Origin of the sequence: Mycobacterium sp. 1245111.1 (assembly GCF_001673405.1) — a bacterium.
GTDB lineage: Bacteria > Actinomycetota > Actinomycetes > Mycobacteriales > Mycobacteriaceae > Mycobacterium.
This window is the reverse complement of the sequence record NZ_LZLV01000020.1, coordinates 20,072-45,517: the sequence shown is the minus strand read 5'-3', so window position 1 is coordinate 45,517 and position 25,446 is coordinate 20,072. Positions and strand designations below refer to the sequence as shown.

15 protein-coding genes are annotated in these 25,446 nt (G+C 67.3%); 12 read left to right on the top strand and 3 right to left on the bottom strand.

Annotated features, from left to right (window positions below; all coding sequences use genetic code 11):
• The first annotated feature begins 109 nt into the window (after window positions 1-109).
• The gene (locus A5658_RS03980) at window positions 110-2,491 is read left to right on the top strand and encodes a CoA transferase (RefSeq protein WP_082992934.1); all 2,382 of its coding nucleotides are present in this window, start codon (window positions 110-112) and stop codon (window positions 2,489-2,491) included.
• 13 nt (window positions 2,492-2,504) lie between these two features.
• The gene (locus tag A5658_RS03975) at window positions 2,505-2,696 is read left to right on the top strand and encodes a ferredoxin (RefSeq protein WP_067331394.1); all 192 of its coding nucleotides are present in this window, start codon (window positions 2,505-2,507) and stop codon (window positions 2,694-2,696) included.
• Here A5658_RS03975 and A5658_RS03970 read toward each other — a convergent pair.
• Window positions 2,693-3,916 carry a cytochrome P450 gene (locus A5658_RS03970; protein WP_067331392.1) on the bottom strand — a complete coding sequence of 408 codons (1,224 nt, stop codon included), beginning with the start codon at window positions 3,914-3,916 and terminating at the stop codon, window positions 2,693-2,695. The two genes, A5658_RS03975 and A5658_RS03970, sit on opposite strands and share 4 nt — an antisense overlap.
• Before the next feature lie 142 nt (window positions 3,917-4,058).
• Here A5658_RS03970 and A5658_RS03965 point away from each other — a divergent pair, with 142 nt between their 5' ends.
• From A5658_RS03965 to A5658_RS03935, 7 genes are read left to right on the top strand one after another with little or no spacing between them, the layout of a single operon-like run.
• Entirely contained in the window at window positions 4,059-5,180 is a 1,122-nt protein-coding gene (locus A5658_RS03965) for an aromatic ring-hydroxylating dioxygenase subunit alpha (protein ID WP_067331389.1), read from the top strand.
• A gap of 10 nt (window positions 5,181-5,190) precedes the next feature.
• Window positions 5,191-6,789, top strand: coding sequence for an AMP-binding protein (locus A5658_RS03960; RefSeq protein ID WP_067331387.1), 1,599 nt, complete (start codon window positions 5,191-5,193; stop codon window positions 6,787-6,789).
• A 17-nt stretch (window positions 6,790-6,806) separates the two neighbouring features.
• Window positions 6,807-7,217, top strand: coding sequence for a nuclear transport factor 2 family protein (locus A5658_RS03955; protein WP_067331385.1), 411 nt, complete (start codon window positions 6,807-6,809; stop codon window positions 7,215-7,217).
• Complete coding sequence (locus tag A5658_RS03950) at window positions 7,190-7,741, top strand: MaoC family dehydratase N-terminal domain-containing protein (RefSeq protein ID WP_067331383.1); 552 nt, start codon at window positions 7,190-7,192, stop codon at window positions 7,739-7,741. The genes A5658_RS03955 and A5658_RS03950 overlap by 28 nt, the downstream gene beginning before the upstream one ends.
• Window positions 7,741-8,145, top strand: a complete 405-nt coding sequence (locus tag A5658_RS03945) for a MaoC/PaaZ C-terminal domain-containing protein (RefSeq protein ID WP_231997206.1) — start codon at window positions 7,741-7,743, stop codon at window positions 8,143-8,145. The genes A5658_RS03950 and A5658_RS03945 overlap by 1 nt, the downstream gene beginning before the upstream one ends.
• 5 nt (window positions 8,146-8,150) lie before the next feature.
• Entirely contained in the window at window positions 8,151-8,669 is a 519-nt protein-coding gene (locus A5658_RS03940) for a maleylpyruvate isomerase family mycothiol-dependent enzyme (protein WP_067331378.1), read from the top strand.
• Window positions 8,660-9,868: an NAD(P)/FAD-dependent oxidoreductase gene (locus tag A5658_RS03935; RefSeq protein ID WP_369830478.1), complete on the top strand. Its 1,209-nt coding sequence runs from the start codon at window positions 8,660-8,662 to the stop codon at window positions 9,866-9,868. Before A5658_RS03940 ends, A5658_RS03935 begins: the two co-directional genes overlap by 10 nt.
• A 1-nt stretch (window position 9,869) precedes the next feature.
• Here the strand turns inward: A5658_RS03935 and A5658_RS03930 are convergent, their stop codons facing one another.
• Window positions 9,870-11,342: an aldehyde dehydrogenase gene (locus tag A5658_RS03930; protein ID WP_067331376.1), complete on the bottom strand. Its 1,473-nt coding sequence runs from the start codon at window positions 11,340-11,342 to the stop codon at window positions 9,870-9,872.
• A gap of 101 nt (window positions 11,343-11,443) precedes the next feature.
• Between A5658_RS03930 and A5658_RS03925 the strand changes: the two genes are divergently transcribed.
• On the top strand, window positions 11,444-12,763 hold the full coding sequence (locus A5658_RS03925; RefSeq protein ID WP_067331374.1) for a lipocalin-like domain-containing protein: 1,320 nt from the start codon (window positions 11,444-11,446) through the stop codon (window positions 12,761-12,763).
• Between the two features lie 9 nt (window positions 12,764-12,772).
• On the opposite strand, the gene A5658_RS03920 is transcribed toward A5658_RS03925, so the two are convergent.
• Window positions 12,773-14,410, bottom strand: coding sequence for a serine/threonine-protein kinase (locus tag A5658_RS03920; RefSeq protein WP_067331371.1), 1,638 nt, complete (start codon window positions 14,408-14,410; stop codon window positions 12,773-12,775).
• Between the two features lie 141 nt (window positions 14,411-14,551).
• Here A5658_RS03920 and A5658_RS03915 point away from each other — a divergent pair, with 141 nt between their 5' ends.
• Complete coding sequence (locus A5658_RS03915; protein WP_067331601.1) at window positions 14,552-15,751, top strand: low temperature requirement protein A; 1,200 nt, start codon at window positions 14,552-14,554, stop codon at window positions 15,749-15,751.
• A 478-nt stretch (window positions 15,752-16,229) separates the two neighbouring features.
• A complete protein-coding gene (locus tag A5658_RS03910) occupies window positions 16,230-25,442 on the top strand; it encodes a type I polyketide synthase (protein ID WP_067331369.1) in 9,213 nt (3,070 codons plus the stop codon).
• Window positions 25,443-25,446 lie beyond the last annotated feature (4 nt).

Here is a 25,446-nt window from a genome sequence, read left to right as displayed (position 1 = left end):
ATAATAGCCGCGCAGGTCAATCCAGCCGTCCCAAACGGGGGCACGCCGGGGCTGGCAACTTTACTAAGATGACATAGACAACATCCCGACGAGCACAGACGGATACAGGTTGAGCGACGGGCAAGGCAGCCGACCGACACCACTGGAAGACGTCCGTGTCGTCGAGATCAGCGACCGCATAGCAGGCAGCTACTGCGGAAAGCTCTTGGTCGACGCCGGAGCTGACATCCGGAAAATCGAACCGGCGCAAGGGGATTGGCTGCGGCGCTACACCGCCAGCGGGTCGACCGTCGCCGACGGCGCCGATTCGCCGCTGTTCAGTTATCTCAATGCCGGCAAGCGCAGTCTGACCTGGTCGGATGCCGACCTCGACGCAGAGTTGGCCGGCGCCGACATCATCGTGGTGACCGCGACGCGGTCGCAGGCGGCCGACTGGGGCATCGATCCGGAGCGTCTGCTCGCCGACTATCCGCGGGCGGTGGTCGTCACGATCTCCGACTTCGGCTGGACCGGGCCCTACGCCGACCGCGCCGCCAGCGAGTTCACCCTGCAGGCATGGTCGGGTTTAACCGGCTTCCGCGGCGATCCCGCCGGACCACCGATCTCGATCGGCGGCGACCTGGGCGAGTACATGGGCGGGGTGTTCGCCGCGTTCGGCGCTCTGGTCGTGCGGCGGCGTGTCGAGCACGGCGGACCCGGCGAACACCTGGATCTGTCGATGCTGGAAGCGATCACGTTGATGCAAAGCGGCGAGTGGTTGCACTCGCATCTGCTGAACGTGCCGCCGGTGGCCCGCACCGTCGAGGTGCCGTCGATCGAGCCGGCGAAGGACGGCTACGTCGGGATCACGATGGTCACCGGTCAGCAGTGGCTGGATTTCGCGGCGATGGTCGACTGCGCGGAGCTGACCGAGAATCCGCAGCTGAGTTTCCAGATCGGTCGATGGGAATACCGCGAGTTCATCCGCGAGCGGATTCGGCCGTGGCTTGCCGAACGCACCGTCGCCGAAGTCGTCGAGCTGGGCCAGCTGTTCCGGTTGCCGATTGCCGCCCTGGGCAATGGCGCGACGATCCGCGACACCGACTACGCCACCGAGCGTGGCGTGTTCGTGCTCAACCCGGCGGGATTTCATCAGCCCCGCACGCCCTGGCTGATGTCGCAGTGCGCTCCGGCGTCACCGCGCGACGCGCCCGCGCTCGGCGAGGCCGACGGAACCGCGCCGTGGCCGGCCCGTGAATACGCCGAACCGCCGTCGGGACCGCGCTTGCCGTTCGACGGCCTTCGCGTCGTCGATCTGACGGCATTCTGGGCGGGGCCGGCCGCTACGCATCTGCTCGCGGCATTCGGCGCCGACGTGATCAAGGTCGAGTCGATCCAGCGGCCCGACGGCATCCGGTACTCCGGCGGCATGCGCAAAGACGTCGACGACTGGTGGGAATACGGCTGGGTGTTCCACGCCATGAACACCAACAAGCGTTCCGTCACACTGGATTTGGGCTCCGACGAAGGGCGTCGCCTGTTCGGGCAGTTGGTCGCCGGCGCCGACGTCGTGATCGAGAACTTCTCCCCGCGGGTGATGGAACACTTCGGGCTCACCGCCGACGCCTTGCTGGCGATCAACCCGCGACTGGTCGTCGCCCGGATGCCGGCCTTCGGGCTAGACGGCCCGTGGCGCGATCGCGTCGGTTTCGCGCCCACCATGGAGCAGATTGCCGGGCTGGCATGGGTCACCGGCGCAGCGGACGGCCCGCCGGTCCCGCCGCGCGGAGCCTGCGACCCGCTGGCCGGCGTGCACGCGGCGTTCGCCGTGACGGCCGCGCTGTGCTTCGCCGACCGCACCGGAACGGGCCAGCTCGTCGAGCTGCCGATGATCGAGACGGTCCTGAACGTCACCGCGATACAGCCGATGGAAGCCGAGGTATTCGGCGTCACGCTGAGCCGCCGAGGCAACCGTGGACACGGCTGGGCCGTGCAAAACCTCTACCGCTGCGACGGCGACGACGACTGGATTGCGGTCACCGTGCGCACCGACGAGCAGTGGCACGCGCTGGTCGACCTGCTGGACCGGCCGACGTGGGCCGACGACGGCCGCTTCGACACCGTAGACGGGCGGCGCACCCAGGCTGACGAGATCGACCAGCATCTAGCGGCCTGGTTCGCCGGCCAGAAGCTCGACGAGGCGGTGAATTCCCTTGCTGCCGTGGGTATTCCCGCCGCTCCCGTGGTATCGCCGTCGTTGATCACCGAGAACGATCAGCTCAACGGCCGCGGGTTCCTGGAAACGCTTGACCACCCCCGTACCGGTGCGGGGCGCTACCCGCGTCCACCGTTTGCTCCACTGGCCGGGCAGCGCGCCTGGTTGATGCGTCCGCCGCCCACCCTCGGTGAACACAACGGCGAGGTGCTGCGCGAGATATGCGGGCAGACCGACGACGATCTGGCGCGACTCGCCAGTGCCGGCGTGATCGGCACGCGGCCCAAAGGCCTATGAAAGGAAGCACATCATGCGAGTAATTGTCGACGAATCATTATGTGAGGCAAACGGATTCTGTGAATCGCTGGCGCCGGACATCTTCGTGATCGGCACGTCGGACGTGGTGCACGTCGCAGACGGCGAGGTGCCCGAGCATCTGAAGATCGACGTCGCGGCCGCCGTCGACCAGTGCCCGAAAGCCGCGCTGCGGATCGTCGACTAGCGAGCGCTCAGCGTTATCGGCATCTGGTCGTAGATCGACATGTTGGTGGTCAGATTCGGGTAGCTCACCTGAGCGGGTCCGAGGCTGAATCCGTCACCGCGCAACAGCAGCTCGTCGAATACCGCGCGCAGTTCCGCCCTGGCCAGCATGGCACCCAGGCAGTGATGCGGGCCGCCGCCGCCGAAGGCCACGTGCGGATTGGGTTGGCGGCCAATGTCGAACGTGAACGGCGACGAGAACACCTCCTCGTCGCGATTCGCCGAACGCAGCATCGCCACCACCCGCTCGCCCTTCGGGATGTGTTGGCCGTCCATCTCGATGTCGACTGCGGTGGTGCGCGTCCAGTAGGCCACCGGCGACGCCCAGCGCAGCACTTCCTCGACGGCGGTGGACCGCAACGACTCATTCTCGCGGTACCGCTCGATCTGTTCGGGGTTGGCGACAAAGGCCTGCAATCCGATCGCCAGCGCGTTCTTCGTGGTGTCGCTGCCGGCGAACGCCAGCACGAAAAAGAAGAACTCGAGTTCGTTTGTGGCCAAGCTGAATTGTTCGCCGTCGTCGCCGGTGATGACACCTGACGCGATCGTGCTCCAGATGTCGTCGGCCGGGTTCCGTCGCTTTTCGGCGGTGAGCTCCATCGCGTAGCCGAATATCGAGGCGAACACTTCGCTGTCGAGCTGCTCCTGGCTGGACTGTGCCTTGAGGATGCGGTCGAAGGTGTCGAAGATGCGCGGCCGATCCCGCTCCGGAATACCGATGATGTCGCCGATCACCGTCATCGGTAGCGCGTCGGCGACGTCGTCGATCCAGTCCCCACCGCCGCGGGCGAGCAGGTCGTCGATCATCCGCGACGCCCGGGTCCGGATGCCGTCCTCGAGCTTGGCGATCGCCCGCGGGGTGAACGCGCTGGAAATGAGTTTGCGGTGCTTGCTCTGTTCCGGGGGATCCAGCGTGATGATGGTCGGATACGACGAAAACAGGTCGGCCGGTTGAATAAGCGGGCCGTTTACCGCGGTGAACGACTCGTAGTCGCGATGCAGCCGCACGGCGTGACGATGCTTGGTGGTCATCCAGAAGTCCCGCTTGACGGTTTTCTCGACGCCCGGCGTCAAACCGTGGCGGAACAGCGGCCGCTCGCGGCGCAGCTCGGTGAATACGTCGTCGGGAAAGCCGTTGCGCCACAACGCGAAATCGGACAGATCGACGGCGGCGGTGGTCATGCGCAACCTCATCATCGGCAAGCAGTTGACGTGCAATCACTAAAATAGTAACAATAGGGGGCAGGTCAACGTCGAGTTGTTGGGCGGTTCGAGGCGATTCCGCCACCACAAGTCGACGCTCGGCCAGGAAACGGAGTAGCCAATGACGGACACGATTTCGGACTCGGACTCCTCGCTCGATCCGTCCGAACGTGAATTCGGGCCGAGCGGCATCAGCCTGTCGCCGTATCGATTCCCCACCGGGTGGTTCATCATCGGGTTCGCCTCGGACTTGGCACCCGGCGAGGTCAAGCGCGTGCACTACTTCGGCGAGGAGATGGTGCTGTTTCGCACCGAGTCCGGCCACGTCAACGTGATGGACGCGTACTGCCAGCACCTCGGAGCCAACATGGGCGTCGGTGGCACCGTCGAGGGCGAGAACATCGTCTGCCCGTGGCACGGATGGCAGTGGCGCGGCGACGGCACCAACGCACTGATCCCGTACAGCAAAATCGGATGCAAGAACAACGTCCGCATCCGCACGTACCACAGCACCGAGTGGTACGGCTTCATTTTGGTCTGGCACGAGCGGCACGGCCGCGCGCCGTACTGGCAGCCGCCGCTGCTGCCCGAGTTGGAGACCGGCGAGTACTACCCGCTGCACCCGCACAGCCGCATGCTGAACAGGGTCAAGGTGCACGCGCAGATGATCATCGAGAACGCTGCCGACCCGTATCACGTGCAGTACGTGCACAAGGCGGCAAACCCGGCCAACACGACGTCGTTCGAGGTGGCGGGCTATCACCTGCACGCCACCGTCAGCGCCCACTTCGGCGGTGGCCGGTCGCAGACCTGGCTGACTCCGAACGGTCCGGTCGACGCCAAGATCATCTACGACAACTACTCGCTGGGTCTGGGAATCGTTCGGTTCCCCAGCGACCTGGTGGCCACCATCGAGGTCACCGGACAAACGCCGGTCGACGAGGATTACACCGACTACTTCTATACGCAGGCGTCGGTGCGCGAACCCGGTGACACCGGCGACGTGCCCACCGGTCGGGCCGCCAAATTCCTGGCCCTGCAGCAGGAAGTCATCAAACAGGACTTCTTCACCTGGGAGAACATGAAATACCTGGAGAAGCCGAACCTCGCACCGGAAGAGGCGCACGACTATGCCGCGCTACGGCGTTGGGCGCACCGCTTCTACCCGGGCGAAGAGGCCGCGCCGGACGACTTCGGCTACACCGCCAACGGTGATCCGGACCCCGCGGCGTCGAAGGTTTAGAGGAGCCCGAATGGCTCGCGTGCCGGCTCGGGCGGCACCCGCATGCGACGGAAAGCCCATCCGCCCACGGGATTACGGCGTCGAGCGGTTCAGCGTCGCGGCGGTCCTGGAACGGCGAGCCGAGCAGCACCCCGACCGGGTGATGATGTCGATCGACGGTATCGACGTGACCTTCGAGCAGATGCACCGGCGCTCGTGCGCGGCCGCTCTCGCGCTGCGGGACTTGGGTGTTGGGCCCGGCGACGGTGTCGCATTGTTCGCCGGCACCTGTCCGGAATGGGTCTACTTCTGGTTGGGCGCGGCTCGCATCGGCGCGGTCGCCGCGGCGGTGAACACCGCCAACAAGGGCGACTTCCTACTACATGCGTTTCGCCTGTCGCAGGCGAAAGCGGTGGTCACCGATGCCGAACGCCAGCCGCGGGTGGCCGAGGTAGCCGACCGGCTGCCCGGTATGTCCAGCGTTGTGCTGCAAGCCCATTCGTTGGACGCCGGTGCCGACGCGGTTGCCGAGCATGCTGGCGATATCGTTGATACCGGTTCGCTGTTCTTCACCTCCGGCACGACCGGGCCGTCGAAAGCCGTTGCCACCACGTGGCATTACCTGTTTACGGTCGCCGCCACCGCCGCCGCGGCCTGGGAGTTCGGTGCCGGCGAGGCGCTGTGGACGGCGATGCCGCTGTTCCATCTCAGCGCCGCGCCCGTGGTGCTCGCGCCGATGCTGGTCGGCGGGACAACGGTATTGGCGTCGGCCTTTCACCCCGCTACGGTGTGGGATGAGGTGCGGGCTTGCGGCGCCGTGGGTTTCGTCGGCGCCGGCGCGATGGTCTCGATGCTCATGAATCAGCCACCGGATCCGCGCGACGTGGAGTTGCCGCTGCGCTTCATCTCCGCGGCGCCGATCGCCGCCGAGGTCTACCGCGACATCGAACAGCGTTACGACTGCCGGATCGTCACGATGTACGGCATGACCGAGGCCTTTCCGGTCGCGGTCAAGGGCGTGGCCGAAGACGGGGTGCCCGGAACGTCGGGCCGGCCGAACCCCGCATTCGACGTGCGGATTGTCGACGCGGATGGCGCGCCGCTCCCGGTTGGCACGGTGGGGGAGATCGCCTGCCGTCCCCGCTACCCGCACGTGATGAGCGAGGGCTACCTGAATCCCGCGGACCGAGCGGTTGTGCCGCATCCGGAATGGTTTCGCACCGGCGACCTCGGTGCGCTCGATGGCGACCAGAACCTGACCTACGTCGACCGGGTGAAGGATTCGTTGCGGCGCCGAGGAGAGAACATCTCATCGGTCGAAGTCGAGACAGTAGTGACGCGGCATCCGGCGGTGCTCGAAGCCGCCGTGGTCGGCGTGCCCAGCGACCTAGGCGAGGACGACATCCTGCTGTTCGTCACCGTGCGACCCGGTAGCGACCTGGATTACGCAGAGCTGCTGGACTTTTGCGGTGCACGGATGCCGTACTTCTCGGTACCGCGATACGTGGAGATCGTCGGTGAGCTGCCGAAGAACGTCATGGGCCGGATCCGCAAGGACATCCTTCGCGCACAAGGTGTCGGACCCGCGGCCTGGGACCGCGAAACCCACGGATACATCGTCAGTCGGTAAGACAGGGAGAACAACAGATGGCCATGACCTATCAGCAGCAGTATGTCCTCGACGGCGCGGTCGGGCGCGACGCGATCCTGAACCTGACGGCGCGACACAACCGCTGCTTCTCCGAGGGCGACCTCGGCGGATGGATCGCGACGTTCCGGCACTCGGGTGCCCGCTTCACTCGCGGCGGAACGGAATTCACCGATCTGCGTGAGGCTTTCGACGGTGGCAGCGGCCGGCTGGTCACCGTCGACCACGAGATCACCGTCGACGGCGTCAACGCGACGCAGCGGTGTGTGGCGCTGCTCTTCACCGCCGGTGATGGCGGCTCGACGTTGCGTGCGACCGGAAGCTATTGCGATCAACTGATCTACGAACGCGGCGGCTGGTACTTCACGTCCCGCGAGCTGCAATGGGATTCGGTGCCGGTATCGGCGTGACTCCGATCAGCTACCAGCTCGCGTTCGGCACCTACGAGGACGCCCTGCGGATGGTTGGGGCGGCGTCCGAGCCGAGGACCGCGGGGACCGTGGTGAGCGCGGCCCGGATCCAAATGTTCGCCGCCACAGTGCAAGACGCTAATCCATCGTATTGGGACGCCGATTTCGCGACACGAACGTGGGGCGGGCTGCTGGCGCCGCCGGCGCTGCTGATGGGTTGGCTGATTCCGCTGCCGTGGGAACCGGGCGGGCGGCCGCCGGCTGCGGCGATCGCACTGCGGGTTCCGCTGCCGGGCACCACAATCGTCAACGCCGCCAACGAAGCCGAGTTTCCGCTACCCGTCGTCGACGGCGACCGGCTCACGATCGTCGAAGAAGTGGTGTCGGTGTCGCCGGAGAAGAGATCCAAGCTCGGCGTCGGACATTTCATCGAAACCCTGGACACGTTCACCCGTCAGGATGGCGCGGTGGTGGCGACCAACCGGAACACCCTGTTCCGCTTCACTCCCGTGGAGACGTCGTGATTCGGTGGAAGGACGTCCGTGTGCCCACGGAATTGTCTGAGGTGCGCGACGAGATCAGCTACCAACGGGTGGTGATGAACTCCGGCTCCACCTGGGACTACACCCCGGTCCACTTCGACCCGTACTACGCCGAAAAGCAAGGTCATCCAGCCATTTTCGTCAATACCATGCACATCGCGGGATTCGCGGACCGGATCGCAACCGACTGGGCCGGCGCGCGGAGTCGAGTGGTCCGTCGAAAGATGCGGCTCGCCGGTTCGATCTACGCCGGCGACACCATGGTGGGCCGAGCCCGCGTGGTGGCCAAGCCCGCGCTGGGGCTGGTCGAACTCCAGATCGACATCGTCAATCAGCGCGATGAGTTGTGTTGTCCGGTCGAGCTCACCCTGCAGTTGCCCGAGTAGGTGCCGTGGCCGATAACGTGGGCGAGCGACATCTAGCGGTGTGCCGGAGATTCGGCGAGGCGGTCCGCGCGGCAACGGGGAAATGGGAGCGCCCGTCGCCGTGTGCCGGGTGGGATGCCCGGGCTGTCCTCGAACACGTCATCGGTTTTCACGACGTGCTGTTGCTACGACCGCTGGGGCTCAAGCCCGATCGCCCCCGCGACGACCCGCAGCGCCGGTGGGAGTTGACCTACTGCCAGCTGGAAAGAGCCTTCGAACTCGATATCGGCCCGGACGCCACCGCGATGTTGCCGAACGTGACCCGGGACGTGCTGGTGCACACCTGGGATCTGGCCCGGGCGGTGGGTGCCGACGACCGGCTGGATGCCCACTGGTGTGAGTCGTTCTACGCGGCGCTACCTGACGACCCCGGCGCACTCACCGGCGCTGGGATGTTCGATGTTCCCGTCGCGGTGGGTATGCAGAGCGACGTGCAGTCGAAACTTCTTGCCCGGCTGGGTCGTAACCCCGACTGGTGGCCGTAGTGACCCCTAGGGAGATCGTGGTGCTCGGCTCGGGATTCGCGGGGCTGTGGGCGGCCCTAGGTGCCGCACGGCGCCTCGACGAACTCGATGTCCCCCCAGGCGAAGTCGGGGTGACGATGATCAGCTCACAGCCGTTCCATGACATCCGCGTACGCAACTACGAGGCCGACCTGGCACCGAGTCGCCTGCCGTTACGCGACATCCTCGGGCCCGTCGGTGTCGACCACGTCGCAGCGGACGTCACCGCGATCGATCCGGCTACCCGCACCGTAACCCACTCGACCGGATCGACTACCTACGACCGGCTGGTCGTCGCCCTGGGTAGCGAGTTGGTCAAGCCCGACATCGCCGGCTTGGCCGAATTCGGTTTCGACGTCGACACGTTCGACGGCGCGATGAAGCTGAGCCGCCATCTTGCGGCGCTGGCCGACGGCCCTGCCGACGCGGCCAGCGACACGGTCGTGGTCGTCGGCGCGGGCTTGACCGGTATCGAGACCGCGTGCGAACTGCCCGGCCGGCTCGCGCGCGCGTCGGTGCGGGTGCTGCTCGTCGACCGCAACCCATCGGTTGGCTCCGACATGGGGGAGTACGCGCGGCCGGTGATCGAGCGAGCACTGGCGGATAACGGCGTCGAAACCCGTACTGGGACAGGCGTAGCCGCCGTCAGTGCCGAGGCAATCAGGCTGACCGGCGGCGAAACCATCGCTACCCGCACGGTGATCTGGTGTGCGGGCATGCGGGCCAATCCGCTCACCGCGCAGTTCGGCATCCACTGTGATCATCTCGGCCGATTGCCGGTCGACGAGTATCTGCGCGTGGTCGGGGTGCCCGGTGTGTTCGCGGCGGGCGACGTCGCGGCCCTGCACGTGGACGGCGACCACATGTCGGTGATGTCATGTCAGCACGGCAGACCCATGGGCCGATACGCCGGCCACAACGTGGTCGGCGATCTACTGTGTGAGCCGATGCTGGTGCTTCAGATCCCTTGGTATGTTACGGTTCTCGACCTCGGGCCCGCGGGCGCGGTGTACACCGAAGGATGGGACCGCCACGTCGTCGCGCAAGGCCGGCAGGCCAAGGCCACCAAACGCACCATCAACACCGAACGAATCTACCCGCCGCTCAACGGCAATCGGGACGACATCCTGTCCGCCGCGACACCAGTACTTCAAGACCGGCCGAGCCGCGCGGCCGGGTAGATCAGCTGGACAGCGGCGGCATCGTGCCCTTACTGATCACCGACTGCAACTCGACGTACTCGTGCAGACCCTCCGGTCCGAACTCGCGGCCGATGCCGGAGTGCTTGAAACCGCCGAATGGGCTACCGATGTCGAGCGTGTACATGTTGATGCCGTAGGTCCCGGCCCGCACACTGGCGGCGACCTCGAGGCCGTGCGCGATGTCGGCGGTCCACACCGACCCCGCCAGCCCGTAGTCGCTGTCGTTGGCGATCCGGACGGCGTCGGCCTCGTCGCGGTAGGTCAGCACGCTCAGCACCGGGCCGAAGATTTCCTCGCGCGCGATTCGCATGTCGTTGGTGACATCGGTGAACAACGTCGGCCGCACATACCAACCCTGGCTGTGGGGTGCGTCCTCGCCACCGAGGACCATCCGGGCGCCCTCCTTGACGCCGGACCGGATGAAGTCCTGCACTCGCGCTTGCTGGCGCTGAGCGACCAGGGGGCCGACATCGGTGGCTTCATCGGTCGGGTCGCCGACCTGCAGACCCGACATCATCTCGGCGAGCGCGTCGACGACTTCGTCGTGTCGTCGCTCACTGACCAGGATGCGGGTCTGCGCCACACAGGCCTGCCCGTTGTTCATCAGGCTCGCGGACTTCAACTCCCGGACCGTCTTGCCGATGTCGGCGTCGTCGAGAATGATCGCGGCCGACTTGCCGCCTAGTTCCAGGCTCACCCGCTTGAGCTGTTCGCCGCACAGCGCGGCGATGCGGCGTCCGACAGCGCTCGACCCGGTGAACGAGACCTTGTCCACGCCGGGATGGCGCACCAGCGCCTCGCCGACGTCGGTGCCGCCGGGCAGCACCGAGACCACTCCTTCGGGCAGGTCCAACTGCTCGATCATCTCGGCCAACCACAAAGCGTCGAAAGGCGTTTCGGGCGCGGGCTTCACGATGACGGGACAACCGGCGATCAGCGCGGGGATCAGCTTCGGCATGATCAGGAACTGCGGCACATTCCAGGGCACGATCGCCGCGACCACACCGACCGGCGCCCGATGCAGATGTACTTCGCCAAGCACGCCGTTACGCCGCTCGGTCCAGGGGAAGTCGCGAGCCACCCCGAGGGTGAGATGGATCATCGACACCGCCGCGGCGGCCTGGCCCAGTCGGCTGAAACTGCGCGGGGAGCCCATCTCGTCGGTGATCAGGTCTGCCATCTCGTCGAGGTGGCCACCGTAGATGGTCGCAAGTTGTTCGACCTTGCGCATGCGTTCCTGCGGGTCCAGCCGCGGCCACGGGCCGTGGTCGAAGGCGTGCCGAGCGGCGGCGACCGCGTCGTCGACGTCGGCCGGAGTCGCCGCGGGGACGTCGCCGATCGAGGTTTCGGTGTGCGGGGAGATGACCGTCAGCCGCTCATCGGTGGACGGATCACGCCATCGCCCTCCGATGAAAAGCTGGTCGTAGCAACGGTGGTCACGGGTTTCCGGCATGGGGCACGACCTTCGACAAGGCGATGGCAACTTCGCTATTGATGCTAACATAGCAAAAAAGCCGGGAAGTCTGGTTTCGATCCCAATCGCAGAGGCGTGAGATGAACACTGACTGGCGCAAATACCCATTCCGTTTAGTCGACAACGACCGTGCGCTGGACTTCCCCGAGGCCGAAGGCGTGCACGACGACCAGGAGTCTGACACCTGGTTCATCGCCGGCGAACTGACCAGCGCCACCGGTCGCACCTTCGCGTACCTGACCATCTTCAACAAGAACCGCCCGGGCGGCACCGTCGTCGCCGACTTCTACACGATGGCGTTATTCGATTGCGACACCGGCGAATACGGCACCTACACCGACTACGACATGCCGCCGAAAAACATGCAACCGGGCGCACAACCGAAGATGACGATGGCCGCGGGCTGCCTCGACATCCGTTACGACAGCGACGCCGGTCCGGTGGCGTGGACGGCGTGCCGGGACCACGACGGCGAACTGGTGCCCTACGCCTACCGGGTCAGCCTGCGCGGCACCGATCATGCCGGTCGGCCGATGGAACTAAACCTCGACGTGACACCCACCCGCGCGCCCGTACCCGTCGGCGCAGACACCTACCACGGCGTGATCTCCTGCTTCGGCCAGCCCGGCACCTACTCCTACTTCCAAACCGGCATGGTCATGAACGGAACGCTGCGCTGGGGCGAGCAACGCGAAGTGGTCAGCGGTAGTGCGGGACACGTCGATCGGCAGTGGTTCCCGAAGTACGCCGGCGGCGGCGGAACCGACGGGGACCCGCGGGCCAGGTCGCACGAATGGCGCACGATCAACTTGGACAACGGCGTCGACATGAGCATCTGGCATCAGTTCGACCGAACGGACGGCAATGCGCTGCAACCGTTTACGGGCGCGACGGTGAGCTATCCCGACCCGTCGAAGGCTCCGGAATGCGCCGAAGACGTCGAGGTGACGGTGAACAGTTACGTGCGCTGGCCCAACTCGGTTCGGCCACTGGTCCGGCCGCCGGCTCCGAACCGGTTCATGCCCAACCTGCATCGGTTACGCAGCGCAGCACTGGAATTGGATCTCACCGGGGAGCCGCTGGTGCCGGCGCCGGCCCACGGGCTACCGATCGAGTACATGGAAGGACCGTATCGCTACCACGGGACCATGCGTGGCGAACCGGTCAACGGCTTCGCGTTCTACGAGCGATCGCTGGCGCTGTACCGGGATTGGGAGCTGATCGACGTGCTGGCGTCGGCTACCGACGGCGCGGAGCTCGCCGATCAACTGCGCCCCCTGCTCGCCTCCGGCAGCCGATTGCAGGCGCGAAAGCTGCTGCAGGACAACCTCACTGGGTTGTCCTGCGACGGTCGTGATGTCGCCGAGGCGCTGATCGCGGTGCTGTCGGCCGAAAGCTGACCGAACGGGTTATCCGCCGCTGGGCGGTGTCCCTGGTGCTTCCCAGGCGGATCCGCCCGGGGTGCTGACGCACGTCACCGGACCGCCCGAGTTGGAGATGGCGGCCGAACCCTCAGCGCCGCAAGGCATGCCGATTGCGGGCCGGGTATCCAGGCCGGTCGGCGTTGTCGTGGTTGCCGGCTTCGGCTTCTGCACAGTGGTCTCCGGCGCCGTCGTCTGTGCGTTCGCGGTGGTGGTCGGTGCGGCCTTGGTAGTCGACGGCACGGCCGTCGTGGGAGTCGGCTTGGTGACGACGGGGGGCGGGGGAGCCACCGGCGGAGGGGGAGCGACGACCGGCGGCGGCGCGAACACCGGGGACCACGTCGGTTCAGTGGACGTGGTCTCGACAGGGGCCGGTGTCTCGTTCGATTGAGAGGCCGAGCGCAGAGCCTTGATCCCGGCGAACCACGCAATGAGTACGACGGCGATCACCCCGGCGATCGCGGCCGAGTGGCGCAGTCGGCGTCTGCGGGCTTCGGCCGATTCGTCGTAGTCGTCCTCGTCGTCGTAGTCGTCGAACTCATCGGGCTCGTCGGATGCCGAGGGCGCATCGACCGGCGTGGCCTGGTGGACGCCGTTGTGCGACACCATATCTGGAGTAGCCGCGAGGGTGTGGTGATTCGTCTCGGGCGCCGCCACGGCAGCGGCTGTGGGCGTCACCTCGGTCGCCGCGGTATCGCCCTTGGCCGCGCCGTTCGTCTCGCCGTTGGTGGACTCGCGGAAGATGGATGCCGCCCGGACCTCCGACGTGGCGCGGATGTGCGAGCGGGTTCCGCCGGTCGATTCGAGCGCCTTGGCGAAGTCGCGACAGCGCCGGAATCTGTCGACCGGGTCCTTCGACAGCGCGCGGGCGAAGATCGCGTCGAAGTCGGTCAGGTCCGGCCGGATCTCGCTCGGCCGAGGGGCGCGATCGTTGAGCTGCCTGTTGACCACCACCGACGGATTGAAATGCGCGAATGGCGGCGCTCCGGTAAGGAGATGGAAAGCGGTGGCCGCCAAGGAGTATTGGTCGGCGCGGCCGTCGAGTTCGTCACCCATCAGCTGCTCGGGGGCGGTATAGCCGGCGGTTCCGATGAACATCCCGGCGCGGGTCAGGGTGTTGTGGGCGCCCTCGGGTCGAGCTACGCCGAAGCCGGTCAACACAATTCGCCGTCGGTCGGCGGGCGATTTGCTGACCACGATGTGGCCGGGATTGACGTGGCGATGCAGTACGCCGGCGTCGTGTGCGTAGTCCAGGGCGTCGGCGATCGCGGAGACGATCTCGATCACCATCCGCGGCGGCATGCCCTCGAGGTGGCCCTCGCCGAGTAACTCGGCCACGTCGATGCCGTCGACGTACTCCGAGGAGATCCACAGCTGGTCTTCGAACTCGCCGCGGTCGGTGAGTCCGGCGATGTTCGGATGCCAGAGTGGGGCGGCCAGATCGGACTCCTGGTAGAACCGCTGACGGTAATCCAGGTCGATCGATGTTTCGGCGGGGATCAGGTGCAGTACCTGCTGCCGGGGGAGCCGCGGATGCTCGGCGACGTAGAGTTCGCCGAACTCCTCGTATCCGAGCTGCCGCACGATATTGAACTCGGCGGCCGTCGCTCCAATGACCAGCGGCATGGGGAGATGGTACAGAGTGCGGCCCCCTGTTAACGGTCCTGGTGCAAAGCGGACACCCAATTGAGACCGGGGCAAAATGGTCGCGTGAGCGAACCCGGCGGCCATTACCATCACCTGGCCCGCGCGCACCGGCTGCGCCGAATGTCGGGCCGCGATCCGCACGAACCACATCGGGTCGCGACTCCACTCGAGCTGCTGTTCGACCTGACCTTTGTGATCGCCTTCGGCGTCGCGGCCTCGCAATTCGCCCACGCGTTGTCCTCGGGCCACCTCGAGCCCGGGTTGGCCAGCTTCGCTTTCGCCACGTTCGCGGTGTGCTGGGCGTGGATCAATTTCAGCTGGTTCGCCTCGGCCTACGACACCGACGACTGGGTGTACCGGATGACGACGATGCTGCAGATGGTCGGCGTCCTGGTGCTCGCGCTGGGGATTCCGCAGGTGTTTTCGTCGATCGCCGCCGGCGCCCATGTCGACAATCGGGTCCTGGTCGCCGGTTATGTGGTGATGCGGGTAGCCATGGTGATCCAGTGGTTGCGCGCCGCCGCGCAAGATCCGGCCCGCAAGCCCGCGTGCCTGACTTACGCGGCCACCATCACGATCGCGCAGGTCGGGTGGGTCGCGATCGCGATCGTCAACAGTTCGGTGGGCGTCACGTTCGTATTGTTCGCGGTGATGATCGCGATCGAGCTGAGCGGTCCGCTGATCGCGGAGAAGCGGATGGGCGGGACGCCCTGGCACGCGCACCACGTCGCCGAACGCAATGGCCTGCTGACGATCATCGCGCTGGGCGAGGGCGTGGTCGGGACCGTGGCTTCGCTGTCGGCGATGGTCGCCGAGCACGGTTGGACCACTGACGCCGCCGTGGTGGCGATCGCGGGGACCGGACTGACCTTCGGCATGTGGTGGGTCTACTTCGTGGTGCCGGCGGCCCAGCTGCTGCACAGCCACCGCGACCGGTCGTTCGGTTACGGGTACCTGCATATCGCGGTGTTCGGATCGATCGTCGCCACTGGCGCCGGCCTGCACGCCGCGGCGGACTTCATCGAGCATCGGTCGGTGATGGATCCGGTAGCCACCGTGCTGGCCGTCGCGACTCCGGTGGGGGTCTACATCGCCGCGGTGTACGGGACCTACCTGCTGCTGACCCGCACGTGGGATGGCGTCTACGCCGTCGTTGTGCTGATCACGCTCGCGTTGCTGGGCGCCGCGATCGCCCTCGCGGCGGCGGGGGCCTCGACTTCGCTGTGCCTGCTGGTTGTCACGGCCGCGCCGGCTGCCGTGGTCGCGGGCTACGAGTCGCTGGGTCATGCCCGAACCGCGGAAATCCTGGGCCGGAGCTGACTCCGGAGTAAGTTGCCAGCAAACTCCTCCCGGCGCCGCCATCGGACGGATTCTCAACAGTCGCACCGCGCCGGCTCATCCGCCTCGGACCGAGACGCACGATATCGTGCAAAATTTCTAGATAACGATTAGATAACAATACTGCCTTGATCTGCGCAGTTATAGCTACTCGACCGTAACCGCCCGCACGCAGCAGGTTTGGTCCGGGCACTACGAATGCCCCTAGAGCGGAGTGTTACCCAGCCCACCATTACTCGCGCGTAGAACTCACCAGTAACCAATTTCCCCCGGAAACCTCCCAATTTCTTATGACACTCTTAGTGCAGCCGATGACGCCCTTTTGGCGCGACCCGCGACAGCCGGGTTGGCCAAGCCACGGCCGGGTTGCACCCGGGGGCAGGTCGGGTTCTTGACGGTATTTGCGGGGCAGCGCGGCTCTGGCACGTAGGCGGACGACCGCTTTTAGGGAGATACACACGTGACGATCTATGAGCACCATCGAGTGTCCGCTGACCGCGACGGAATCGCCGCGGACCACGCTCTGGTCGATCGTCTGACCGCCGGCGAGGCCTACGCGGTCGCCTTCGGCGGCCAGGGCGGCGCGTGGCTGGAGACGCTGGAAGAGCTGGTGTCGTCGTCCGGTATCGAATCCGAGCTGGCGACGCTCGCCGGTGAGGTGGACCTGCTGCTCGAGCCGGTGGCCGATGAGCTCGTCGTCGTGCGCCCGATCGGCTTCGAGCCGCTGCGCTGGGTCCGCGCACTGGCCGCCGAAGACCCGGTTCCGTCGGAAAAGCACCTGACCTCGGCGGCGGTCTCGCTGCCCGGCGTCCTCCTCACGCAGATCGCCGCCGTTCGTACCCTGGCCCGGCAGGGCATGGACCTGCTGGCTACGCCGCCCGTGGCCGTCGTCGGGCACTCGCAGGGCATCCTGGGCGTCGAGGCCCTCAAGGCGGCGGGCGCGCGAGACATCGAGCTGCTGGCGATGGCGCAACTGATCGGCGCGGCCGGCACGCTGGTGGCACGCCGCCGCGGAATCTCGGTGCTGGGTGATCGTTCGCCGATGGTGTCGGTCAGCAACGCCGACCCGGAGCGCATCTACCGGCTCCTCGAAGACTTCTCCCAAGACGTCCGTACCGTGCTGCCGCCGGTCCTGTCGATCCGCAACGGCCGGCGCTCGGTCGTCATCACGGGCACCCCCGAGCAGCTGTCCCGCTTCGAGCTCTACTGCAAGCAGATCTCGGAGAAGGAAGAAGCCGACCGTAAGAACAAGATCCGCGGCGGCGACGTCTTCGCACCGGTCTTCGACGCGGTTCAGGTCGAGGTCGGCTTCCACACGCCGCGGCTGGCCGACAGCATCGACATCGTCGGCGAATGGGCCGAAAAGGTGGGCATCGACGTCGAGCTGTCCCGCGCGATGGCCGAGGCGATCCTGGTCCAGCCGGTCGACTGGGTCGACGAGGTGATCGGCGTCCACGAGGCCGGCGCCCGCTGGATTCTCGACCTGGGCCCCGGCGACATCCTGACCCGGCTAACGGCCCCGGTCATCCGCGGACTCGGGGTCGGTATCGTGCCGGCGGCGACCCGTGGTGGTCAGCGCAACCTGTTCACCATCGGCGCCGTGCCCGAGGTGGCCCGGCCGTGGTCGACCTATGCGCCGTCGGTGGTCGCCCTGCCCGACGGGCGGGTCAAGCTCTCGACGAAGTTCACCCGGCTCACCGGCCGGTCGCCGATCCTGCTGGCAGGCATGACCCCGACCACCGTCGACGCCAAGATCGTCGCCGCGGCGGCCAATGCGGGCCACTGGTCCGAGCTCGCCGGCGGCGGACAGGTCACCGAACCGATTTTCAACGACCGCATCGAGGAGCTTGCCGGGCTGCTCGAACCCGGACGCACGTACCAGTTCAACTCGCTGTTCCTCGACCCCTACCTGTGGAAGCTGCAGGTCGGCGGAAAGCGGTTGGTGCAGAAGGCCCGTCAGTCCGGCGCGGCCATCGACGGTGTGGTCGTCAGCGCCGGCATCCCCGAACTGGAAGAGGCCGTCGACCTGATCGACGAGCTCAACGAGATCGGCATCTCGCACGTGGTGTTCAAGCCAGGCACCGTCGAGCAGATCCGCTCGGTCATCCGCATCGCCACCGAAGTGCCGACCAAGCCGGTCATCATGCACGTCGAGGGCGGACGCGCGGGCGGTCACCACTCGTGGGAAGACCTCGACGATCTGCTGCTGGCCACATACTCGGAAATCCGGTCACGGCCGAACATCACGGTCTGCGTCGGCGGCGGCATCGGTACGCCCGAGCAGGCGGCCGAGTACCTGTCCGGCCGCTGGGCCCAGTCGTACGGCTTCCCGCTGATGCCGGTCGACGGCATCCTGGTCGGCACCGCCGCGATGGCCACGCTGGAAGCCACCACGTCGCCGTCGGTCAAGCAGATGCTGGTCGACATCCAGGGCACCGACCAGTGGGTTGGCGCCGGAAAAGCCCAGGGCGGCATGGCATCTGGCCGCAGTCAGCTCGGCGCCGACATCCACGAGATCGACAACACCGCCTCCCGGTGCGGCCGGCTGCTCGACGAGGTCGCCGGTGACGCCGACGCGGTCGCCGCGCGCCGCGACGAGATCATCGCGGCGATGGCCAACACCGCCAAGCCGTACTTCGGCGACGTCGGCGAAATGACCTACCTGCAGTGGCTGCAGCGCTATGTCGAGTTGGCCATCGGCGACGGCGACAGCACAGCGGACACCGCGGCGCCGGGCAGCCCGTGGCTGGCCGACACCTGGGTCGAACGATTCGAGCAGATGTTGAAGCGCGCCGAGGCACGGCTGCACCCACAGGACTCCGGGCCGATCCAGACGCTGTTCGCCGACCCCGATCTGCTGGAGCGTCCTGACGAGGCGATCGCCGCGCTGCTCGCTCGCTACCCGGACGCCGCGACCGTGCAACTGCATCCGGCCGACGTGCCGTTCTTCGTCACGCAGTGCAAGACGCCGGGCAAGCCGGTGAACTTCGTGCCGGTGATCGACAAGGACGTACGCCGTTGGTGGCGCAGCGATTCGCTGTGGCAGGCCCACGATGCCCGTTACGACGCCGACCAGGTCTGCATCATCCCCGGCACCGCTGCGGTCGCCGGCATCACCCGGCTCAACGAGCCCGTCGGAGAGCTGCTGGACCGCTTCGAGCAGGCCGCGATCGACGATGTGGTCGCCGCCGGCGCCACCCCGACACCGGTCACCGCGCGCCGGCAGGGTCGCATCGACGTGCGGGGGCCGCTGGCCACCGTGCTCGACGCGCCCGACGTGCTGTGGGCCGGCCGCGTTGCGACCAACCCGGTTCACCGCATCGCCGACCCCGCCGACTGGCAGGTGCACGACGGACCCGAAGTGCCGCAAGCCACGCACTCGTCGACCGGGTCGCGCCTGGTCGTCGAGGACGACCAGGTTGTGCTCAGCGTGCCGATCGCCGGCGTGTGGATCGATATCAGATTCAGCTTGCCCCCCAACACAATTGACGGCGGAATTCCGGTGATCCGCCCCAAGGACGCGATCGAGGCGATGCGTTCGGTGCTGGCGATCGCCGCCGGCGCGGACAGCCCCGAGGCACTGCCCCGGGTGCACAACGGCACCGCGACCGTGACCGTGCAATGGGACCCCGAGCGGGTCGCCGACCACACCGGTGTCACCGCGATCTTCGGTGAGCCGCTGGCGCCGACCCTGACCACCGTGCCCGACGCCCTCGTCGGCCGCTGCTGGCCGGCCGTCTTCGCCGCCATCGGGTCCGCTGTTACCGGTGCCGGCGTCCCCGTCGTGGAGGGCCTGCTGAGCCTGGTGCACCTGGACCACGCCGCCCACCTGCTTGCCGCCCTACCGAAGGTGCCGGCCGAATTAACCGTTACCGCAACGGCTTCGGTGGCCATCGACACCGAAGTCGGCAGGGTCGTCCCGATCTCGGTGACGGTTGCCGACGCCGACCGCACCGTGCTCGCCACGATGGAGGAGCGGTTCGCGATCCGTGGCCGCACCGGGGCCGCCGAGTTGACCGACCCGTCGCGGGCCGGAGGCGCGGTGTCCGAGAACGCCACCGAAACGCCCCGGCGTCGCCGTCGCGACGTCACGCTCACCGCGCCGGTCGACATGCGGCCGTTCGCAGTGGTCTCCGGTGACCACAACCCGATCCACACCGACCGGGCCGCCGCGCTGCTGGCCGGTCTTGAAGGGCCGATCGTGCACGGCATGTGGCTCTCGGCCGCCGCGCAGCACGTGGTTACCGCGACTGACGGCCAGGCCCGGCCACCGGCCCGGCTGATCGGCTGGACCGCTCGCTTCCTGGGCATGGTGAAGCCGGGCGACGAGGTCGACTTCCGCGTCGACCGGGTCGGAATCGACCAGGGCGCCGAGGTTTTGGAGATTGCTGCCCGCATCGGGTCAGATCTGGTGATGTCGGCGACGGCCCGACTGGCCGCGCCCAAGACCGTCTACGCGTTCCCCGGCCAGGGCATCCAGCACAAGGGCATGGGCATGGAGGTCCGGGCCCGGTCCAAGGCCGCCCGCAAGGTCTGGGACGACGCCGACAAGTACACCCGTGAGACGCTGGGGTTCTCGATCCTGCATGTGGTGCGGGACAACCCGACCAGCTTGATCGCCAGCGGCGTGCACTACCAGCACCCCGAGGGCGTGCTCTACCTGACGCAGTTCACCCAGGTCGCGATGGCGACAGTGGCGAGTGCGCAAGTCGCCGAGATGCGCGAGCAGGGCGCGTTCGTCGAGGACGCGATCGCTTGCGGGCACTCCGTCGGTGAATACACCGCGTTGGCCTGTGTGAGTGACATCTACGGCCTGGAAGCGTTGCTGGAGACGGTGTTTCAGCGCGGCTCCAACATGCACGACATCGTGCCGCGCGACGAGCTGGGCCGGTCAAACTACCGGCTGGCCGCGATCCGGCCGTCGCAGATCGATCTCGACGACGCCGACGTGCTGGCGTTCGTCGAAGAGATCTCCCAGCGCACCGGTGAGTTCCTGCAGATCGTGAACTTCAACCTGCGTGGCTCGCAGTACGCGATCGCCGGCACCGTCCGCGGTCTGGAAGAACTCGAGGCCGAGGTGGAGCGCCGACGCGAAATCTCCGGCGGCAAACGGTCTTTCATCCTGGTGCCGGGTATCGACGTGCCGTTCCACTCCGAGGTGCTGCGGGTCGGCGTCGCCGAATTCCGACGCTCCTTGGACCGTGTCATGCCCCGCAACAAGGATCCCAAGGTCATCATCGGGCGTTACATTCCGAACCTGGTCCCGCGGCCGTTCAGCCTCGACCGTGACTTCGTCCAGGAGATCCGCGACCTGGTACCGGCCGAGCCGCTCGACGAGATCCTCGAGAACTACGACTACTGGCGTAACGAGCGCCCGTTCGACATGGCCCGCACGGTGTTCATCGAGCTGCTGGCCTGGCAGTTCGCCAGCCCGGTGCGCTGGATCGAGACCCAGGACCTGCTGTTCACCGAAGAGGCGGCCGGCGGTCTGGGTGTGGAGCGGTTCGTCGAAATCGGCGTGAAGTCGGCGCCGACCGTCGCCGGGCTGGCCACCAACACGCTTAAGTTGCCCGAATATGCCCACAGCACAGTGGAAGTGCTCAACGCCGAGCGCGACGCCGCGGTGCTGTTCGCCACCGACACCGACCCCGAGCCCGAGGACATCGTCGACGAGGCGCCGGCTGGCGAATCGGGCAGTGCCCCTGCCGCTGAAGCTGCCGCCGCCGCGCCGGCGGCTCCGGTCGCGCCGTCAGGTGCCCCGCGCCCCGACGACATCGGCTTCGACGCCGCCGACGCGACGCTGGCCCTGATCGCGCTGTCGGCCAAGATGCGCATCGACCAGATCGAGGAGCTGGACTCCATCGAGTCCATCACCGACGGCGCCTCGTCGCGACGCAACCAGCTGCTGGTCGACCTGGGTTCGGAGCTGAACCTCGGCGCGATCGACGGCGCCGCCGAAGCCGACCTGGCCGGGCTGCGGGCGCAGGTGACCAAGTTGGCCCGCACCTACAAGCCTTACGGCCCAGTGCTTTCCGACGCGATCAACGACCAGCTGCGCACGGTCCTCGGCCCGTCCGGTAAGCGGCCCGCTGCGATCGCCGAACGGGTGACCAAGACCTGGGAGCTCGGCGATGGCTGGGTCAAGCACGTCACCGTCGAGGTGGCACTCGGAACTCGTGAGGGCACCAGCGTCCGTGGCGGCTCGCTGGGCAACCTTCACGAAGGTGCGCTGGCGGATGCCGCCGCGGTCGACAGCGTCATCGACGCCGCTGTCACGTCCGTGGCGGCCCGCCGGGGCATCGCGGTTGCGCTGCCGTCGAGCGGTGGTGGCGGCGGTGCGACGGTCGACGCCGCCGCGCTGAGCGAATTCACCGACCAGATCACCGGCCGCGACGGTGTGCTCGCCTCGGCGGCGCGCCTGGTGCTTGGCCAACTGGGGCTCGACGAAAAGGTCAGCGTGCCGCCGGCCGCCACCGACGCCGAGCTGATCGACCTGGTCACCACCGAACTCGGTTCGGACTGGCCGCGATTGGTGGCACCGACGTTCGACGGCAAGAAGGCCGTCGTGTTCGACGACCGGTGGGCCAGCGCCCGCGAGGATCTGGTCAAGCTGTGGCTGATCGACGAAGACGAAGCCAACGCCGACTGGGCGCGGCTCTCGGAGCGCTTCGAGGGCGCCGGTCACGTCGTCGCCACGCAGGCGACCTGGTGGCAGGGCAGGGCTTTGGCCGCCGGACGTCAGATCCATGCATCGCTGTACGGCCGGATCGCGGCCGGCGCGGAGAACCCGGACAACGGTCCGTACCACGCCGAAGTCGCCGTGGTGACCGGCGCGTCGAAGGGCTCGATCGCCGCGTCGGTGGTCGCCAAGCTGCTCGACGGCGGTGCCACCGTGATCGCCACGACGTCGAAGCTCGACGACGACCGGCTGGCGTTCTACCGCAACCTCTATCGCGACCACGCTCGCTTCGGTGCCACGTTGTGGGTGGTGGCGGCCAACATGGCGTCCTACTCCGACATCGACGCACTCGCGGAGTGGATCGGTAACGAGCAGTCCGAAAGCCTTGGGCCGCAGTCGATTCACATTAAGGACGCTCAGGTCCCGACGCTGCTGTTCCCGTTCGCGGCGCCGCGTGTGGTCGGCGACCTGTCCGAGGCCGGCTCGCGCTCGGAGATGGAAATGAAGGTGTTGCTGTGGGCGGTGCAGCGACTGATCGGTGGCCTGTCGAAGATCGGCGCCGAGCGCGATATCGCCTCGAGGCTGCACGTGGTGCTGCCGGGCTCGCCCAACCGCGGCATGTTCGGTGGCGACGGCGCCTACGGTGAGGCCAAGTCGGCGCTCGACGCCGTGGTCACCCGTTGGGGAGCCGAGTCGTCGTGGGCGCAGCGCGTCAGCCTGGCGCATGCGTTGATCGGCTGGACCCGCGGCACAGGGCTGATGGGCCACAACGACGCCATCGTCACCGCCGTCGAGGAAGCCGGTGTGACAACGTATTCCACCGACGAGATGGCCGACATGCTGCTCGGGCTCTGCAGCATCGAGTCCCGCGCGGCCGCCGCGACCGCTCCGATCAAGGTAGACTTCACCGGCGGTCTCGGCGACGTGGAGATCGACATGGCCGAACTGGCCGCCAAGGCCCGCGAGGAGATGACGTCCGAGGCGGCCGCCGACGATGACACCGCCGACGAGGGCACGATCGCCGCGCTGCCGTCGCCGCCGCGGGGCTTCAAGCCCGCGCCGCCGCCGGCGTGGGACCGCCTCGACGTCGACCCGTCGGAGTTGGTGGTCATCGTCGGTGGCGCCGAACTCGGCCCGTACGGCTCGTCGCGGACCCGCTTCGAGATGGAGGTCGACAACGAGCTGTCGGCCGCCGGTGTCCTCGAATTGGCTTGGACCACTGGGCTGATCAAGTGGGAAGAAGACCCGACGCCGGGCTGGTACGACACCGCATCCGGGGATCTGGTCGACGAGGCCGAGCTGGTCGAGCGCTACCACGACGTCGTGGTCGAGCGGGTGGGTATCCGCGAGTTCGTCGACGACGGCGCGATCGACCCCGACCACGCCTCGCCGCTCATGGTGAGCGTCTTCCTGGACAAGGACTTCACGTTCGTCGTCTCCTCGGAGGCCGACGCCCGGGGATTCGCCCAGTTCGACGCCGAGCACACCGTGGTCCGGCCGGTCCCGGGCTCCAGCGACTGGGAGGTTACCCGCAAGGCGGGCACCGAGATTCGGGTTCCGCGCAAGACCAAGCTGTCGCGGACCGTCGGCGCGCAGATCCCGACCGGGTTCGACCCGACGGTGTTCGGCATCAGCCAGGACATGGCCAGCTCGGTCGATCGGGTGGCGCTGTGGAACATCGTCGCGACCGTCGACGCGTTCCTGTCGTCCGGTTTCACCCCGACCGAGTTGATGCGTTGGGTGCACCCCGGCCTGGTGGCCAGCACCCAGGGCACCGGGATGGGCGGTATGACGTCGATGCAGACCATGTATCACGGCAACCTGCTCGGCCGGAACAAGCCGAACGACATCCTGCAGGAAGTCCTGCCGAACGTCGTTGCCGCGCACGTGATTCAGTCCTACGTCGGTAGCTACGGCGCGATGATCCACCCGGTCGGCGCCTGCGCCACCGCGGCAGTGTCGGTCGAGGAGGGCATGGACAAGATCCGCCTCGGCAAAGCCGAACTCGTGGTCACCGGTGGATTCGACGACCTGACGCTGGAGGCCATCATCGGCTTCGGCGACATGGCTGCCACGGCGGACACCGGCATGATGCGGGGCAGGGGCATCAGCGACTCGAAGTTTTCCCGGCCCAACGACCGTCGCCGCCTCGGCTTCCTGGAAGCCCAGGGCGGTGGGACGATCCTGTTGGCCCGCGGCGACCTCGCTCTGAAGATGGGTCTGCCGGTGCTGGCGGTAGTCGGCTACGCGCAGTCGTTCGCCGACGGTGTGCACACCTCGATTCCGGCCCCCGGCCTGGGTGCGTTGGGTGCCGGCCGCGGTGGCAAGGACTCGCCGCTGGCCCGGGCGCTGGCCAAGCTGGGCGTCGGCGCCGACGACATCGCGGTGATCTCCAAGCACGACACCTCGACGCTGGCCAACGACCCTAACGAGACCGAAATGCATGAGCGACTGGCCGATTCGATTGGCCGGTCCGATGGGGCACCGCTGTTCATCGTGTCGCAGAAGAGCCTCACCGGGCACGCGAAGGGTGGCGCGGCGGTCTTCCAGATGATGGGTCTGTGCCAGATCCTGCGCGACGGCGTGATTCCGCCGAACCGCAGCCTGGACTGTGTCGACGAGGAACTCGCCGACTCGGCGCACTTCGTCTGGGTTCGCGAGACCCTGCGGCTCGGGGAGAAGTTCCCGTTGAAGGCCGGTTTGGTGACCAGCCTCGGGTTCGGGCACGTGTCCGGTCTGGTCGCGTTGGTGCACCCGGAGGCCTTCATGGCCACGCTGGATGCCGAGCAGCGCGCGGACTACCAGCGACGGGCCGACGCGCGCCTGCTGGCCGGCCAGCGCCGACTGGCGTCGGCGATCGCCGGTGGCCGCCCGATGTACGAGCGGCCCGCCGATCGTCGTTTCGACCACGAAGTATCCGAGAAGCGGCAGGAAGCGGCGATGCTGCTCAACGCCGCGGCGCGGTTGGGCGACGACGACCAATACCGCCTTTGAGCAC